Genomic DNA, 15,912 nt, shown 5'->3' on the forward strand with positions numbered 1-15,912 from the left:
TTCAATCTTTCGTATTGAATCGCTGCTTCGCGGCGTTGGTGTCAATGCAGGTGCAGAAACAAGAAAGGGCGAGTGCACCTGAGTATGGTGCGCTCGCCCCTCTATTTCCAAGCGCCTTTCGACGCAGGTGCCTTAGCCGATGGCGGCCGCTTTCACGTCGTCATCGATGAACGGCACGTATTGCGCAAAGTTGTCGGCAAACATCTGCACCAGCTTGGCGGCCTGCGCGTCATATGCCTCTTTGTCATTCCATGTGCGGCGTGGGTCTAGCAGCATGTCCGGCACGCCTTCGACCTTGACGGGGACTTCGAAGCCAAAGTTGGGGTCCTTGCGGAACTCCGCCTCGGCAAGGCTGCCGTCAAGGGCGGCCGTCAAAAGCGCGCGGGTCGCCTTGATCGGCATCCGCTGGCCCGCGCCATAAGCCCCGCCGGTCCAGCCGGTGTTGACCAGCCAGCAGGTCGCACCGTGGGACGCGATCTTTTCCCGTAGCAGGTTGCCATAAACCTCGGGGCGGCGCGGCATGAACGGCGCGCCAAAGCAGGTCGAGAACGTGGGCTCCGGTTCGGTGACGCCACGCTCTGTTCCGGCCACCTTGGAGGTGAAGCCAGACAGGAAGTGATACATCGCCTGTGCCGGTGTCAGCCGCGCGATCGGAGGCAGAACGCCGAAGGCGTCGCAGGTCAGCATGATGATGTTCTTCGGATGTCCACCAAGCGCGCTTTCGGACGCGTTCGAAATGTAGTCGAGCGGGTAGGCGCAGCGCATGTTCGCGGTCAGACTGTCGTCCTTGAAATCAAGCTCGAACGTCTCGGGATCGAACACCATGTTCTCGATGACTGTGCCGAACTTGGTGGTGGTCGCGTAGATCTCGGGCTCGGCCTCGGCTGACAGGTTGATCGTCTTGGCGTAGCAGCCGCCTTCGAAGTTGAAGGTGCCGCGGTCGGACCAGCCATGCTCGTCGTCGCCGATCAGAACGCGGTTCGGGTCAGCGGAGAGTGTGGTCTTGCCGGTGCCCGAAAGGCCAAAGAAGATCGCGGTGTCGACCGGGTTGCCAACGGCGTGGTTGGCCGAGCAGTGCATCGGCATGATGCCTTTTTCCGGCAACAGGTAGTTCAACAGCGAGAAGATGGATTTCTTGTTCTCGCCTGCGTATTCGGTGCCGCCGATCAGGATCAGCTTCTTGTCGAAGTTCATTGCGATCACGGTTTCGGACCGGCAGCTGTGTTTCTTGGGGTCAGCCTTGAACGACGGGCAGTTGATGACCGTGAAATCAGCGGTGAAGCTGTCGAGGTCTTCGCGTTCCGGGCGGCGCATCATGTGACGGATGAACAGGTTGTGCCACGCCAGTTCCTGAATGAAGCGCACGTCGATGGAGTGCTTGGGATCGGCGCCGCCGACGAGGTCTTGTACGAAATATTCGCGGCCTTTCATGTGCTCAAGCATGTCGGCATAGAGCGCGTCGAACCCTTCGGGTGACATGGGCGCGTTGTTTTCCCACCAGATCGTGTCAGCCACACTGTCGGTCTTGACAACGTGCTTGTCCTTGGGGGACCGGCCGGTGAATTTCCCGGTGGTGACAAGGAATGCCCCGCCATTGCCCAGCGTGCCTTCGCCGCGTTTGAGCGCGGCTTCGATAAGCGCGGGCTCTGTGAGGTTGTAATAGACATTGCCAAGCCCGTTGATCTGTTGATCTTCCAGCCGGAATTCCGGGTTCACCCGTCCAAATGTCATTTGCCAAGCTCCTGTAGCCGCGCGTCGTGCGGCGGTATTGAAGAGGGACGAAGAGGTCACGTCCCACCCGTGGCGGAACGCCCAGGGTATTGGCCTCTTAGCATGTCGTTTCCAAATCTGAACAGGACGCAATCGCGCAGTTAGCGCAACCAAAACGGGTTTAGCGCAACCATGGCCGCTCTCCGCTCACCGGTGTGATGCAAATTAGCCATCCGTAAGGAATTTTCCGTCTCAATAAGGCAGTCGGTGCGGAGTGATTCGCAGAATTGAGTTGGCGCAAACGGAAAAAAGCCACATAATGGCGGAAAAAATATAAATGAGAGCAGAACAAGGAACACCATCCATGTCGAAAATCGCCCTTGTGGACGATGACAGGAATATCCTGACATCGGTCGCGATCACCCTTGAGGCTGAGGGTTTCGAGGTTGAGACCTATAATGACGGACAGGCCGCGCTGGACGCATTCAACAAGAAGATGCCGGATATGGCTGTCTTCGATATCAAGATGCCACGCATGGATGGCATGGACCTGTTGCAACGGGTGCGCCAGAAATCGAAGATGCCGGTCATCTTCCTGACGTCGAAAGACGACGAGATCGACGAAGTTCTGGGCCTTCGCATGGGTGCGGACGACTACGTCAAGAAGCCGTTTTCGCAGCGTCTTCTGGTTGAGCGCATTCGCGCGCTCCTGCGCCGCCAGGACGCGATTTCCGGCGATGCCAATGGTATCGAGGTTGAAGAGACCAAGCTGATGGTGCGGGGCAACCTGACCATGGACCCGCTGCGCCACTCGGTATCCTGGAAAGGTCAGGACGTGTCGCTGACCGTGACGGAATTCCTGCTGTTGCAGGCTCTTGCGCAGCGTCCGGGTTTCGTGAAATCGCGCGATCAACTGATGGATGTGGCCTACGACGATCAGGTCTATGTCGATGACCGCACCATCGACAGCCACATCAAGCGGCTGCGCAAGAAGATGCGCACGGTCGATAACGACTTCTCGGCTATCGAAACGCTTTACGGGATCGGGTACCGTTACAACGAAGAGTGACCATGGCACTGGTTGAGGGTGTGACCCACGGCAAGGACGGCGGGCGCAAGGACGCGGATGTGGTGCTCGGGGACGATTGGGTCGCCCCCGACAGAACAGTCGAGTCCGAAGTGCGCAACAGCCGCGAAAAGCGCGGGCTGTTTTCTCTCAACCGGTCCCCCCTGACCCGCAAGATCATCACCTTCAATCTGGTTGCCCTCAACTTTCTTGTTGCGGGCATCCTGTTTCTCAACTCGTCGCGGGACACGCTGGCCGAACAAAAGGCCGAAGCGGTCCGCGTCGAGGTGGAATTGATCGCAGACGTCTTCGAAGCGCAGGCCATGCAGGCCGAGTCCGTCAATCTTGGAACGGGCGAAGGCATTGACGTGTCCGAAACGCTCGACAATCTCGAGCTGCGCCGCGGCGTGCAACTGTTCGTTTTTGACGCCGCACGGTTTCTCGTCGGAAATGTCGACGCATCGAGCGGTGCAAACGGGCTTTCCATCGCGGAAAAGCCGACCGTCATTTCCGATTTCCTTCTCACCGTCTGGAGCAGCGTGTCATCGGTCTTTCAGCCAGATGAAAGCAGGCAACCGCTGACGCTGGAAGACATCCTGCGGCGCCAGATCGAAGAGACCGATCCGACCCTCACGCGGATCGAGCGGTCTGAAGGGCCGAACGGTGAGACAATCTTCACCGCGCTCAGCCCAATCGAGGTCGACAGCGGGGTTGCTGGGACAATTGCTCTGGTCAGTTATGCGCCCGAAATCGACGCAGCGGTTCGGCTTGAGCGCGAGAATGTGTTGCAGATGTTCGTGATCGCCACGCTGGTGTCGATTGGTCTGAGCCTTGTTCTGGCCTCGACCATCTCGAACCCGATTTCGAACCTTGCCGATGCCGCCGAAGTGGGCCGTGATCGCAACCGTCGCAACGTGTCCTCGGGGCGCATTCGCATCCCGGACCTGACCGCGCGTCCAGACGAGATCGGGCGACTGTCTGGTGCTTTGCGTGGCATGGTCGCCGCGTTGTATGACCGGATCGACGCGAACGAACAGTTCGCAGCCGATGTCGCGCACGAAATCAAGAACCCGCTCGCCTCGCTTCGCTCCGCGGTGGGAACCCTGCGGTTGGCCAAGAGGCCTGACCAAGTCGAACGCCTTTTGGATGTGATCGACCACGATGTGCGCCGCCTTGACCGTCTTGTCAGCGACATCTCGAACGCATCCCGCCTCGACAGCGAGTTGGTTAAGGAAGAAGAAGCCGAATTCAACCTTCTGGATATGCTGCGCAATCTGGCGCAGTTCCTTGGCGATGATGCCAAGCGGCAGGGCATCGAGTTCATCGCGGATTTGCCGGATCGCCCGATCCTTGTGCATGGGCTTGAGGCCCGTCTGGCACAGGTGTTTGTCAACCTCATCACCAATGCAATCAGCTTTTGCGAAGATGGCGATGCCATCCGGATCTGGGCGCGCCGTCGGGAGAACCGTGTTTTGATCGTGGTCGAAGACACAGGCCCCGGCATTCCGGACGAAGCGCTGACCAAGATCTTCAAACGCTTTTATTCTCAACGTCCTGAAACGGATTTCGGGAACAATTCCGGGCTTGGTCTGGCGATTTCCAAGCAGATCGTCGAGGCGCATGGCGGTGTGATCTGGGCCGAAAATATCCGCCCGACCGAGGCTGACGCTACATCCGAACCGCTCGGCGCGCGATTTGTCGTCGGATTGCCGCTCTAGGCCGCCACATGTCCGACCCTGAACCATTGGTTCTTCATGCAACCGCAGTCGCACTTGGTGACAAGGCTGTGCTGATCACAGGATCGTCCGGCAGCGGGAAGTCTTCATTGGCACTCGAAATGATGGCGCGCGGGGCGACGCTGGTTGCCGATGACCGTGTGATCCTGTCGCGCAGCGGGCAGGCCGTGATGCTGTCCTGCCCCGAACCTCTGAGCGGCATGATCGAAGCGCGTGGCGTGGGCCTCTTGCATGCCAACTACAGGTCACCTGTTGCGCTCGCCCTCGTGGTGGACATGGACCAGATTGAAACCTACCGATTGCCTGCGGACCGCACCATCACGCAGCTATCGCAAACGTTTCCATTGCTTCACAATGTTGCGTCAGGGCATTTTCCTGCCGCTATTTTGCAATATCTACGCTCCGACGGGCGTGCGGACATGCAGCCCTGAGCGCAGAAGCAGAGACATGGCGACACAACCCGATCCAGTTCGCGTCGTATTGGTAACCGGCCCTTCGGGTGCGGGTCGCAGCACTGCGATCAACGTGCTTGAGGATTTGGGGTTTGAGGCGATCGACAACATTCCGCTGCGCATGATCCCCCGCTTGTTCGAGGGCGAACCACCGACGCATCCGCTGGCTTTGGGCATTGATGTGCGCAATCGCGATTTTTCGCTGTCGCGCCTGTTGGACCTGCATGACGATCTGGTGCGACAGACCGATGGCCACGCCACGCTGCTCTATCTCGATTGCCGACCGGACATTCTTTTGCGGCGCTATTCGGAAACCCGCAGACGCCATCCCATGGCACAGGGCGAAACGCCTGAGATCGGGATTGCTCGCGAAATTGAACTTCTGGGACCGGTCGAAACGCGAGCCGATATCCTTATCGACACATCTCATTTGTCACCGCATGATCTCAAGGCAGAGCTGCATCAATGGTTTGCAGATGCATCCTCCCAGAAACTGTCGGTCGCTCTGCAATCATTTTCCTACAAGCGCGGCATCCCCCATGGTGTCGATATGGTGTTCGACTGCCGCTTTCTTGCAAACCCCCATTGGGAACCAAGGCTTCGCAACCAGACCGGGCTGGACGCCGACGTGCAGGACTTTGTCGCAAAGGACAGTCGCTTGCCCGTATTCCTTTCCAAAATCACCGAAATGCTTGCGTTCTTGCTGCCAGAAGTTGATCGCGAAGGTAAAACACACGTCTCGATTGGGATTGGATGTACCGGCGGGCAACACCGTTCGGTTGTCGTAACGGAACGGGTCGCGCGAACCCTTGCAGAGCAGGGCTGGCGAGTGTCAATTGGCCACAAGGAACTGGCGCGCCGGGGGATGGCACCCGCTGGGAATGCAGTCGTGCCGGATCTTGGAGGGTTGGCAAAGTGATCGGCATCGTGATCGTGGCTCACGGCGGTTTGGCGCAGGAATACCTGTCTGCCGTCGAACATGTCGTTGGTCATCAACCCGGCATGGCTGCCGTTTCGATTGATGCGGACCACAATCGCGACGCCAAGCAGAACGAGATTTGCCGTCTTGCCGATGAGGTCGATAAGGGCGACGGCGTGGTGATCGTGACAGACATGTTCGGCGGGTCTCCATCGAACCTGAGTCTGAGGGCCTGTCAGCCGGAGAATCGTCGGATCGTCTACGGCGCCAACCTGCCGATGTTGATCAAACTGGCGAAAAGCCGCGACAAATCGGTGCCGGAGGCCGTTCGTGCTGCGCTGGATGCAGGGCGGAAATACATTGACAGCCAAGACATAACTCTGGATCAGAGCGTCTGATCACAAGGGTTTAGGGAGGCCCGGCACCATGTCCGCAACCGCGCAGCGCGTCTTGAAGATCGTGAACGAAAAGGGTTTGCACGCGCGCGCGTCTGCAAAGCTGGTCGAGGTGGTCGAAGGTTTTGACGCAACGGCAGAAGTCCGCAAGGACGGAATGAGCGCATCCGGCGACAGCATCATGGGCCTTTTGATGTTGGCAGCCTCCAAAGGAACCTCTATTGAGGTAGTGACTTCAGGGCCTGACGCTGAGGCCCTTGCCACCGCAATCGAAACCTTGGTGGCCGATCGCTTTGGAGAAGGCAGCTGATCCTCTGGATTGGTTTGACCGACTAGGAACAGGACGGCGCACTGCCTCATGGTTGAAAGCTATCAGCATACGACATCGGACGCGCACCCTGTGGCGCAGGCCGATGTTCCCTACGATAAGCGCAAGCTGAGCTACGCCAACACGTTCACCAATCCGTGGAAGGCGAACACCATCCGTGCCATGGAATGGATGACGGGCAAGATTCCGTTGTTGCGTCTGGTGCGGCGGTTTGAACGGATGGGGCCTGCCGAAGGCCAGGCCTTCTGGGGTCAGGCGCTGGGGTTGATGAACATTCGCCTTGAGACGCCGCAGGACCAGATTGCGCGCATTCCCAAGGAAGGTCCCGTGATCGTGGTAGCCAATCATCCCCACGGTCTGGTCGACGGAATGATCCTTGCCGAACTGATCGGACGGGTTCGGACGGACTACAAGATTTTGACGCGGTCCTTGCTGACCGGTGTGACCGAGATCGAGGAGTTCATGATTCCGGTGCCATTTCCCCATGAGGAAGACGCACGGGAACAAAGCCTTGAAATGCGCAGCCGGGCGATGAGCCATCTCAAGAAGGGGGGCGTGATCGCGCTGTTCCCTTCAGGTGTGGTCGCGTCGAGCGACAGTTTCTTCGGTCCCGCCATAGAGCGTGTCTGGAATCCGTTTACCGCCAATCTGATCCAGCGGTCCGGTGCAACTGTGGTTCCGATCTTCTTTCCGGGTCAGAATTCGCGCCTGTACCAGATGGCCAGTCAGGTATCCGCGACCCTGCGGCAAGGTTTGCTGATTCACGAGGTGATACAGGCCTGCGGAAAGCCACAGGCCCCGGTTGTCGGGGAACCGATTTCCGCAGATGCGATCGAGGCATTTGCGGGTCGCAGCCGCGATTTCGTCGCATCATTGCGTGAAACGACGATGGGTCTGGGTCAGAAGCCTTAACGCGTCGGGACGGGTGTTTCGCCGCGATAATCGTAAAACCCGCGCTGCGTCTTGCGTCCCAGCCATCCTGCTTCGACATACTTGGTCAGCAACGGGCAGGGGCGGTATTTGGTATCGGCCAAACCGTCATGCAGCACGTTCATGATTGCAAGACAGGTGTCCAGACCGATGAAATCCGCGAGTTCCAGTGGACCCATCGGGTGGTTCGCGCCAAGCTTCATGGACTGGTCGATCGAATTCACGTTTCCGACGCCTTCGTACAGCGTGTACACCGCTTCGTTGATCATCGGCATCAGGATGCGGTTGACGATGAAGGCTGGAAAATCTTCAGCCGACGCTGCCGTCTTTCCAAGCTTTTCGACAACGCCAAGGCAGGTTTCGTAAGTTTGCTTATCCGTGGCGATGCCGCGGATGAGTTCCACCAGTTGCATTACCGGAACCGGGTTCATGAAGTGAAAGCCCATGAATTTTTCCGGGCGGTCGGTGCGGCTGGCCAAACGTGTGATCGAGATCGACGAGGTGTTCGAGGTCAGGATCGTATTCTCACCCAGATGCGGCAGCAGGCTGTCAAAGATTTTTTGCTTGATCGTTTCCTGTTCGGTGGCCGCTTCGATGATAAGGTCGGTCTGCGCGACCTGCGGCAGATCTTGGGTGATGACGATGCGCGCCATCGCCTGATCCCGTTCGGCTTGTGTGATCTTCTCGCGGCTGACCTGACGATCCATGTTCCGCGCGATCAGGTCCATGGCCCGCTTCAGGGCGTCCTCGCTGATATCATTCAGGACAACATCATACCCGGCCAAGGCCATGACATGGGCGATCCCGTTGCCCATCTGTCCAGCCCCGACCACGCCGATTGAATTGACCGTCATGCGACTGCTCCATCCGTTTCGCCGCAACAATGACCTGTGGGGCAGGGGGCTGCAAGGCGGATCGGGGCGATGCCTCGATTTTTAGCTTTAGCGTTTTGGGAACCGAATCACGGCACCTTGATCCTTGGGTGAAGAAAAGGGTTGGGTGAATGGATATTTCCTCGACGCGCAATCAAGCTATTGATTATGCGCCGTGTCGCTATGGTGGATCGCGATTGTGGTTTCGGGGGCCGCGACGGTCGCTGCGGTCGTCCTATGTGGCCTGTCTGGGCGGGTGCGGTGTCTACGGCCGCTACGTGGCGCGTCCATGGACGCAACTGCTCGAAGCGCGGGTTGGCAGCACCGTGGTGAACCTCGGGGTCGAGAATGTGGGCATTGACGCCTATCTCAACGATCCGGGGGCTTTGGCCACCGCTGCGAACGCGCGCGTGGTGGTGATTCAACTGACGGGCACGCACAATATCTCGAACCGGTTCTATGCAACTCATCCGCGTCGCAACGACCGGTTTCTCAAAGCCTCTCAGGCACTTATCTCGTTGTATCCTGAAATGGATTTCACCGAAGTGCATTTCACACGCCATCTATTGTCACGCTTGCACACCATCTGTCCCGAGCGGTTCGATATGGTCGCGCGTGAAGTGCAAACCGCGTGGCAGGCGCGCATGCGGTCGCTGCTTGCACAGATGACCGGGGATGTGGTCCTGCTTTGGTTTTCGTCCAATCCTCTGCGCGATCCTTTTGGCGACGGTGATGACCTGTTCCTCAGCCGGAAAATGGCTGATGGGCTTGCCCCGCACGTGCGGGCTTTGATCGAGGTTCAGCCCAAGACGTGGCGTGCGCCAGATGAATTTCTTGATGTGCCGCCATTGGAGATCTCGCGGGCTGCTCATCTTCCGGGGGCGGCGGCACATGCGGAAGTGGCGGAAGCGCTGGCGCAGGCGATTATTCCGGCGCTGCAATAGAAAACGGCGCGCCTTTGACGGGCGCGCCGGTCGGTCTGGTTTACTGCTGAGATCAGCTGAGCTTTTCGGTCAGTTCCGGGACGGCCTGGAACAGGTCCGCCACAAGCCCGAAATCCGCGACCTGGAAGATCGGGGCTTCTTCGTCCTTGTTGATGGCGACGATGATCTTGCTGTCCTTCATGCCCGCAAGGTGCTGAATCGCACCCGAGATGCCGACGGCGATGTAGAGATCAGGCGCAACCACCTTGCCGGTCTGACCAACCTGCCAGTCGTTCGGGGCGAAGCCCGAGTCGACAGCTGCGCGCGACGCCCCAACGGCGGCGCCCAGCGTGTCTGCCAGTTTCTCGATCATGGCAAAGTCGCTTTCGGACCCGACGCCGCGACCACCCGACACCACGATCCCAGCCGAGGTCAGTTCCGGACGGTCACTTGCGGCAACCTTGTCTTCGACCCATTCGGACAGGCTCGGATTGTCGGACGCTCCGATTTTTTCGACAGAAGCCGAACCGCCTGCAGGCGCCGCATCGAATGTTGAGGTCCGCACAGTGAACAGCTTTTTGGCATCGGACGACTTGACCGTCTGGATCGCGTTGCCCGCATAGATCGGACGCTCAAACGTGTCCGCATCGACCACGGCGGTCACGTCGGTCAGGATCATCACGTCCAGAAGCGCAGCAACGCGCGGCAGGATGTTCTTGGCCGAGACCGTCGCAGGTGCTGCGATGTGGCTATAATCGCCCGCGAGGCCCGCGATCAGTGCGGCCGTCGGTTCAGCAAGGCTGTGGCAATACATGTGGTCATCAGCAAACAGAACTTTGGCAACGCCTTGCAATGTTGCGGCTTCGGCAGCGGCGGCATCGCCACCCGTACCCGGAACCAGCACATGCACATCGCCCAGCGGCTTGACAGCGGTCAGGGTCTTGGCGACCGCGTCGGTGGCCAGATGTCCGTCGACAACTTCGGCAATCAGAAGAACGGCCATTACACAGCTCCCACTTCTTTGAGTTTCGCGACCAGCTCGTCCACCGAGCCCACCTTGATGCCTGCTGCGCGCTCCGATGGTTCGGAGGTTTTCACGATCTCAAGGCGCGGTGTGACATCGACTCCGTAATCGGCGGCTGTCTTTTCATCGAGCGGCTTTTTCTTCGCCTTCATGATGTTCGGCAGCGACGCATAGCGCGGTTCATTGAGACGCAGGTCGGTCGAAATGATCGTCGGCATCTTGACCTTGATGGTCTGCAAGCCGCCGTCGACTTCGCGCGTCACGACAGCATGATCTCCGTCGATGTCGACATTGTTGGCATACATCGCCTGCGACCAGCCCAAGAGCGCCGACAGCATCTGGCCGGTGGCATTCATGTCATTGTCGATGGCCTGCTTGCCGCAAAGCACCAGACCCGGCGCTTCTTCCTTGACGATGGCGGCAAGGATTTTTGCCACGGCCAGTGGTTCGATATCGGTGTGAACGTCTTCGGCAGCGACCACGAGGATTGCGCGGTCTGCGCCCATCGCCAGTGCCGTACGCAGGGTTTCCTGGCTCTGCTTGACGCCGATGCTCACCGCAACGATCTCGTCGGCTTTGCCCGCTTCCTTCAGACGAATGGCCTCTTCTACGGCGATCTCGTCAAAGGGGTTCATCGACATCTTGACGTTGGCGAGATCGACACCGGACCCATCCGCTTTGACGCGAACTTTCACGTTGTAATCGATCACGCGTTTGACAGGTACCAAGACCTTCATGGGCGCGTTCCTCTCGTTGGGATCGCAGGGAAATCTGCGATTCTGACGTTTCGTTCCGGGGAAGGGATACCGAACCCTGAACAGGGGAAACAGGGCAAAATCGTCACGTTAGCGCCATCGGACGTCGCGTTTTTCAGTATTTGCCCTGCGTAATGCTGTGATGCGGCATCAATCGCAGATGTTCTGAAGGGCCCGCCATTCCTGCGCCGTCAACAGCGGAACCGCCTCGAAACCGCTTGGAGTCGCGTCCCGGGCGGCTTGAACACGGTCACCGAGGGAGGGGTGGCTGAGGAAATGCGCGACAAACGGGCTGGTTTCGCCTCCAAGTTCGCGAAACCGTTCAAACATCGTGGCCAAGGCCGAAGGGGCGATCTGCGCCTTGATCAGAACAGCATGGGCAAAGACATCTGCATCCGCCTCTGCGCCCTGACTGTATTGTGCTTCGATCAGACGCTCTGCCAGTAACAGGACGGCGGCGCCCCCGGCGAAATCCCCGAACAGAAGGCCCAGAACACCCAAAGATCCGGCGGACCGCAGCGCATGGCGTGTGGGATCGCGGCTCACCACATGGCCGATTTCATGTGCAAAGACGGCGGCCACTTCTTCGGGGGTCTGCGCTTTGTCGATGAGACCGCGGAAAAACACGATGTAATTGCCGGGCAAGGCAAAGGCGTTGATCATCTCGTGATCCAGCACCGACACCGTCAGCGCTTGTGCCTCGGGCAAGGCATTCTGCAACCGGGTTTCCATCTTGGCCAAAGCGGCCAGACCGTCTGGGTTGTCGCAGACCGGCACAGGGTTCAGCCCGGTTTGATCCAAGGCAGTACGGATCTGGTTCAGCGTAACCTCACCCAACGCGCGCTCGCCTTCAGGTGGGATGAAGCGGGCAAGCTGGTTGGCCATCGTCGGGACCAGAACGAAAATGATCAGCGCGACCGACGCCAAAGCGGCCATGGCCCAAACGATCAGCGGGCCGCGTTTGGTCACTTTGGGTCGCTTGGTGCGGTTTGGCAGGCGCGGCGCCAATGTGTGGTCCGCAAGCACGATGCGTTGAACCGGATCATTGGCCAGTTGAAGCACCATCTGGTCGCCGCCTGCCTGATCGGGAACTTCGCGAATCTCGGTCAAAGGCCAGCGAATTTCCGCCCCCGTATCCGCCAGCCCGACAAGCGCCTTGGTGTCTTCGTCCACGGTCAAAGCCACATGTGCCGGCGCAGCGCGGGTGCCGTCGAAGTAGGTCGCAGTGGCAGAGAAGGGTTTGGGCGCGCGGCCCACGCGCAGAACAGTCATAGCGATGCCCCAACGTCCAGCGCGTCGGCAAAGCCCTCGGCTTCGGCGAACTCATCGCGTGGGCGCTGCCGGATGTCCGAGGTGGCAGAGGCAGGCGCGAGCGTGAGGGTCGAGAAATAGTGACGGATCACCGGCAAGGTGATGAACACGTTGGTGAGTGCCGACCACAGCAGGAAGATGGTGAAATAGATCATCACGCTCAGCCCGATGATGGCGTATCGCCCAAGACCCGCAACCGGTGCAATCACGTCCTCCAGTCCCATCTCGGTGAGAATGTCGGCGGACTGGATCAGCAAGAGTAGAAACCCGAAGACCATAAACGGGATGAAGACAGCAGCGGAGGCCAGAAGCGTGCCCAGAACGTAGATCATCAATACCCGGAATGCGCTTGGCGACAATGTGAAGCTGACCCCGTTGATCCTTTTGGTTTCGGTCAGACGGCGCAGGCTTTCGACACGGTAATAGACAAGACCGTACAATCCGATGAAGGTGGCGAACAGGCAAATCCCTGCGCCCAGCGGGATGTTTTCCGCATAGATCGCGCCGCCGCCGACCAACGCGATCCCGAGTGCGAGGAACATTGGTTTCATCGCGGGATAGAGCATCGTCCACTTGCCGCCCTGTTCCATGCGGGCCGTGCCGAAAAATGTGCGGTCGGTTTTGTACTTCTCAAGCCAGAATGTCATGCGGGGCAACAGCAGACCAATGCTGAGGAGTGTGACCGTCCAATGCAGGACCGCGCGCCACGCATAGCCCCATGCGCCTGGCTCGAGCCCGAACCGAAGGCCGCGCCAGCGGGTGCGGGCCAGGATGTATCGGCGGGCGCGGTATTGGGCAAAGAACCAGAGCGGGATCACACCGACGAGGCTGGTGGCGTAGGCTGCGAAATTGTCCTGAAACAGCGAGAAGCTCGCAAACATCAGGATCAGGTTTACGATGCCGATGTAGAAGGCCAGCACGACGACGGCAAAGAGAAACCCCAGAAGCTTTTCCACCGGGTCGCCCACGTATTCGAGCGGATGGCCTCCGGGCCGGATCGCGGACCAGTACCACCGGCGCAACCGCGTCCGCATCCAGAAGCGATAAAAACCAAGGGTCAGCACCGTCAGAAAACCTGTCTTGAGTGCCAGCCAGAACAGCGTAGTTCGGGTGCCAACGACCTCAGTGCGCAGACTGTCCGTGTCAGGTGAAGGTGTTGTCTCTGGGGAAACCGCGCGGGGCCATACGTCCCGACCCGGCGCGTTTTCCTGCCCATTCGGCGAGGTCTGTTTCGGTTCTGGTGCGTCCGGCCGGGTCGCGCCAGGTGAGGCCTTCTCCCAGGGTGAAGGTGGTTGCATCCGACAGGCCCCCGTCCTTGTACTTTTGCAGCCGCACGCCTTTCCCACGTCCCATTTCAGGGAGTTCGTCCAGAGCAAAAACCAGCACTTTGCGGTTTTCTCCGACAACGGCCACAGAGTCACCATTCACAGGTTTGCACACTTTGGCGCGTACATCACCATTGACGTTCAGAACTTGTTTCCCCGCGCGCGTCTGCGCAACCACTTCGGTTTCGGGAACGATGAACCCGTCGCCCGCGCTGGACGCCACCAGAAGTTTGCGCTCGGGATTGTGGATGAACAGCACAACGATCGCGGCTTCGTTCGGCAGGTCCACCATCAGGCGCAAGGGTTCACCCATGCCTCGCCCGCCGGGCAGGTTGGCCGCAGGGATTGTGTAAAAGCGACCATTCGAGCCGAAGACCAACAGTTTGTCGGTTGTTTCGGCGTGGAAGATAAAGCGCGGCCCGTCACCGTCTTTGAACTTCAACTCTCGGGTCAGGTCGATATGGCCCGTCATTGCCCGAATCCAGCCCATTCCCGAACAGACCACGGTGATCGGTTCACGTTCGATCATCGCCTCGATCGGCACATCCTCGACCTCGCCCGCTTCGGCGAAGGTGGTGCGGCGTTCGCCACCGGGACAATTCTTCCCAAAAGTCTTTTTGGTTTCGCGCAACTGCTCGGCGATCGCGTCCCATTGCAGATCGCCACTTTCGAGCAGGTCTTCGAGACCGGCACGCTCTTCCATCAGTCGATCACGCTCAGCGACCAGTTCCATCTCTTCGAGTTTGCGCAAGCTGCGCAGTCGCATGTTCAGGATCGCTTCGGTCTGAACCTCGGTCAGGCCCAGTTCATCGTCACCCGTGACCATCGGCGGCGAGACATAGTCGCGCTCGTTCATGGCGCGGGGGTGATCCTTGCCCCAATCCTCGCGCATCAACGCGGCTTTGGGGTCGTCATCGTAACGGATGATGTCGATGACGCGGTCAAGATTGAGGAAGGCGACGATCAGGCCTTCCAACACCTCAAGACGGTGATCGATCTTGTCCATCCGGTGCTGGCTGCGCCGGATCAGGACTTCGCGACGGAAATCAAGGAATGCACGCAGCACTTCCTTCATCGAACAGACCTTGGGCGTCAGACCGTCGATCAGCACGTTCATGTTCAGACTGAAGCGCGTTTCCAGGTCGGAATTGCGGAACAGCATGTTCATCAGAACATCCGGGTCCACGTTCTTGGAGCGCGGCTCCAGCACCATGCGGATGTCATCGGCGGATTCGTCGCGGATATCGGCGAGGATCGGGACCTTCTTGGTCTGGATCAACTCGGCAAGCCGTTCGACCAGCTTGGATTTCTGCACCTGATAGGGGATTTCGGTGACAATGATCTGCCACTGTCCCCGACCCAGATCCTCGATCTCCCAACGGCAGCGCAAACGGATCGACCCGCGCCCGGTACGGTACGCCTGTGCAATTGAGTCGCGATCTTCGACGATCACGCCGCCGGTTGGGAAATCCGGTCCCGGCACATAATTGAGCAGCGTGTCATCCCGCGCATCCGGCACCTTGATCAGGTGCAGACAGGCGTCGATCAGTTCAGAAATATTGTGCGGCGGAATGTTGGTCGCCATGCCGACCGCAATCCCGCTTGATCCATTGGCCAGCAAGTTCGGGAATTGCGCGGGAAGGACAATCGGTTCTTCGAGCGTGCCGTCGTAATTGGCCCGGAAATCAACGGCATTCTCGTTCAACCCATCCAGCAGCGCTTCGGCGACAGCGGTCAGACGCGCCTCGGTATAGCGCGCTGCAGCCGGGTTATCACCGTCGATATTACCGAAATTGCCCTGACCGTCCACCAGCGGGTAGCGGACGTTGAAGTCCTGCGCGAGGCGCGCCATCGCGTCATAGATCGCAGCATCACCATGCGGATGGTAATTGCCCATCACGTCGCCGCTGATCTTGGCCGACTTTCTGAAACCACCTGTGGAACTCAGACGCAGTTCGCGCATTGCATAAAGGATACGACGATGCACGGGCTTCAACCCGTCGCGTGCATCGGGCAGTGCTCGGTGCATGATCGTCGACAATGCATAGGTCAGGTACCGTTCCCCGATGGCTCGGCGGAGCGGTTCCGCAAAGTCGCGGGGGGTCATCTTGGGGTCATCGACATCATCAGCCATAGATGATGTGATACTCAGACCCTCTGAGGCCG

General features: G+C 59.1%; 15 protein-coding genes. 8 read left to right on the forward strand and 7 right to left on the reverse strand.

Annotation, left to right across the window (positions count from 1 at the left end):
- Positions 1-132: 132 nt before the first annotated feature.
- Positions 133-1,731, reverse strand: a complete 1,599-nt coding sequence (locus tag ACMVPR_RS20730) for a phosphoenolpyruvate carboxykinase (protein WP_416884407.1) — start codon at positions 1,729-1,731, stop codon at positions 133-135.
- Between the two features lie 343 nt (positions 1,732-2,074).
- Between ACMVPR_RS20730 and ACMVPR_RS20735 the strand changes: the two genes are divergently transcribed.
- Genes ACMVPR_RS20735 through ACMVPR_RS20765 form a run of 7 tightly spaced genes read left to right on the forward strand, consistent with a single transcriptional unit; the run spans position 2,075 to position 7,518 of the window.
- Positions 2,075-2,779: a response regulator transcription factor gene (locus ACMVPR_RS20735; protein WP_292265461.1), complete on the forward strand. Its 705-nt coding sequence runs from the start codon at positions 2,075-2,077 to the stop codon at positions 2,777-2,779.
- 2 nt (positions 2,780-2,781) lie between these two features.
- Complete coding sequence (locus ACMVPR_RS20740) at positions 2,782-4,494, forward strand: ATP-binding protein (protein ID WP_416884408.1); 1,713 nt, start codon at positions 2,782-2,784, stop codon at positions 4,492-4,494.
- An 8-nt stretch (positions 4,495-4,502) separates the two neighbouring features.
- Positions 4,503-4,943 (forward strand): HPr kinase/phosphorylase, encoded by a 441-nt coding sequence (locus ACMVPR_RS20745; protein ID WP_416884409.1) that lies wholly within the window; start codon positions 4,503-4,505, stop codon positions 4,941-4,943.
- Positions 4,944-4,959: 16 nt separating this feature from the next.
- Positions 4,960-5,883 carry an RNase adapter RapZ gene (gene rapZ / locus ACMVPR_RS20750; RefSeq protein ID WP_416884410.1) on the forward strand — a complete coding sequence of 308 codons (924 nt, stop codon included), beginning with the start codon at positions 4,960-4,962 and terminating at the stop codon, positions 5,881-5,883.
- Positions 5,880-6,281 carry a PTS sugar transporter subunit IIA gene (locus ACMVPR_RS20755; protein ID WP_292265465.1) on the forward strand — a complete coding sequence of 134 codons (402 nt, stop codon included), beginning with the start codon at positions 5,880-5,882 and terminating at the stop codon, positions 6,279-6,281. The genes rapZ and ACMVPR_RS20755 overlap by 4 nt, the downstream gene beginning before the upstream one ends.
- A 28-nt stretch (positions 6,282-6,309) precedes the next feature.
- Positions 6,310-6,588, forward strand: a complete 279-nt coding sequence (locus tag ACMVPR_RS20760) for an HPr family phosphocarrier protein (protein WP_292265466.1) — start codon at positions 6,310-6,312, stop codon at positions 6,586-6,588.
- A gap of 48 nt (positions 6,589-6,636) precedes the next feature.
- Positions 6,637-7,518, forward strand: coding sequence for a lysophospholipid acyltransferase family protein (locus tag ACMVPR_RS20765; protein ID WP_300584725.1), 882 nt, complete (start codon positions 6,637-6,639; stop codon positions 7,516-7,518).
- On the opposite strand, the gene ACMVPR_RS20770 is transcribed toward ACMVPR_RS20765, so the two are convergent.
- Positions 7,515-8,390 carry a 3-hydroxybutyryl-CoA dehydrogenase gene (locus ACMVPR_RS20770; RefSeq protein ID WP_416884411.1) on the reverse strand — a complete coding sequence of 292 codons (876 nt, stop codon included), beginning with the start codon at positions 8,388-8,390 and terminating at the stop codon, positions 7,515-7,517. The two genes, ACMVPR_RS20765 and ACMVPR_RS20770, sit on opposite strands and share 4 nt — an antisense overlap.
- 149 nt (positions 8,391-8,539) lie before the next feature.
- On the opposite strand from ACMVPR_RS20770, the gene ACMVPR_RS20775 reads away from it, so the two are divergent.
- Positions 8,540-9,352: a DUF6473 family protein gene (locus tag ACMVPR_RS20775; protein WP_416884412.1), complete on the forward strand. Its 813-nt coding sequence runs from the start codon at positions 8,540-8,542 to the stop codon at positions 9,350-9,352.
- A 52-nt stretch (positions 9,353-9,404) separates the two neighbouring features.
- Here ACMVPR_RS20775 and ACMVPR_RS20780 read toward each other — a convergent pair whose 3' ends face one another.
- From ACMVPR_RS20780 to ACMVPR_RS20800, 5 genes are all read right to left on the reverse strand, one after another.
- On the reverse strand, positions 9,405-10,334 hold the full coding sequence (locus tag ACMVPR_RS20780) for an electron transfer flavoprotein subunit alpha/FixB family protein (protein ID WP_300584731.1): 930 nt from the start codon (positions 10,332-10,334) through the stop codon (positions 9,405-9,407).
- Positions 10,334-11,092 carry an electron transfer flavoprotein subunit beta/FixA family protein gene (locus ACMVPR_RS20785; protein WP_416884413.1) on the reverse strand — a complete coding sequence of 253 codons (759 nt, stop codon included), beginning with the start codon at positions 11,090-11,092 and terminating at the stop codon, positions 10,334-10,336. The genes ACMVPR_RS20780 and ACMVPR_RS20785 overlap by 1 nt, the downstream gene beginning before the upstream one ends.
- Before the next feature lie 168 nt (positions 11,093-11,260).
- The gene (locus ACMVPR_RS20790) at positions 11,261-12,382 is read right to left on the reverse strand and encodes a M48 family metallopeptidase (protein ID WP_416884414.1); all 1,122 of its coding nucleotides are present in this window, start codon (positions 12,380-12,382) and stop codon (positions 11,261-11,263) included.
- Positions 12,379-13,485 (reverse strand): DUF898 family protein, encoded by a 1,107-nt coding sequence (locus tag ACMVPR_RS20795; RefSeq protein ID WP_416884415.1) that lies wholly within the window; start codon positions 13,483-13,485, stop codon positions 12,379-12,381. Before ACMVPR_RS20795 ends, ACMVPR_RS20790 begins: the two co-directional genes overlap by 4 nt.
- Before the next feature lie 79 nt (positions 13,486-13,564).
- Positions 13,565-15,880: a DNA topoisomerase IV subunit A gene (locus tag ACMVPR_RS20800; protein ID WP_416884416.1), complete on the reverse strand. Its 2,316-nt coding sequence runs from the start codon at positions 15,878-15,880 to the stop codon at positions 13,565-13,567.
- Positions 15,881-15,912 lie beyond the last annotated feature (32 nt).

Source organism: Marivita sp. (genome assembly GCF_048006345.1).
Lineage (GTDB): Bacteria > Pseudomonadota > Alphaproteobacteria > Rhodobacterales > Rhodobacteraceae > Marivita.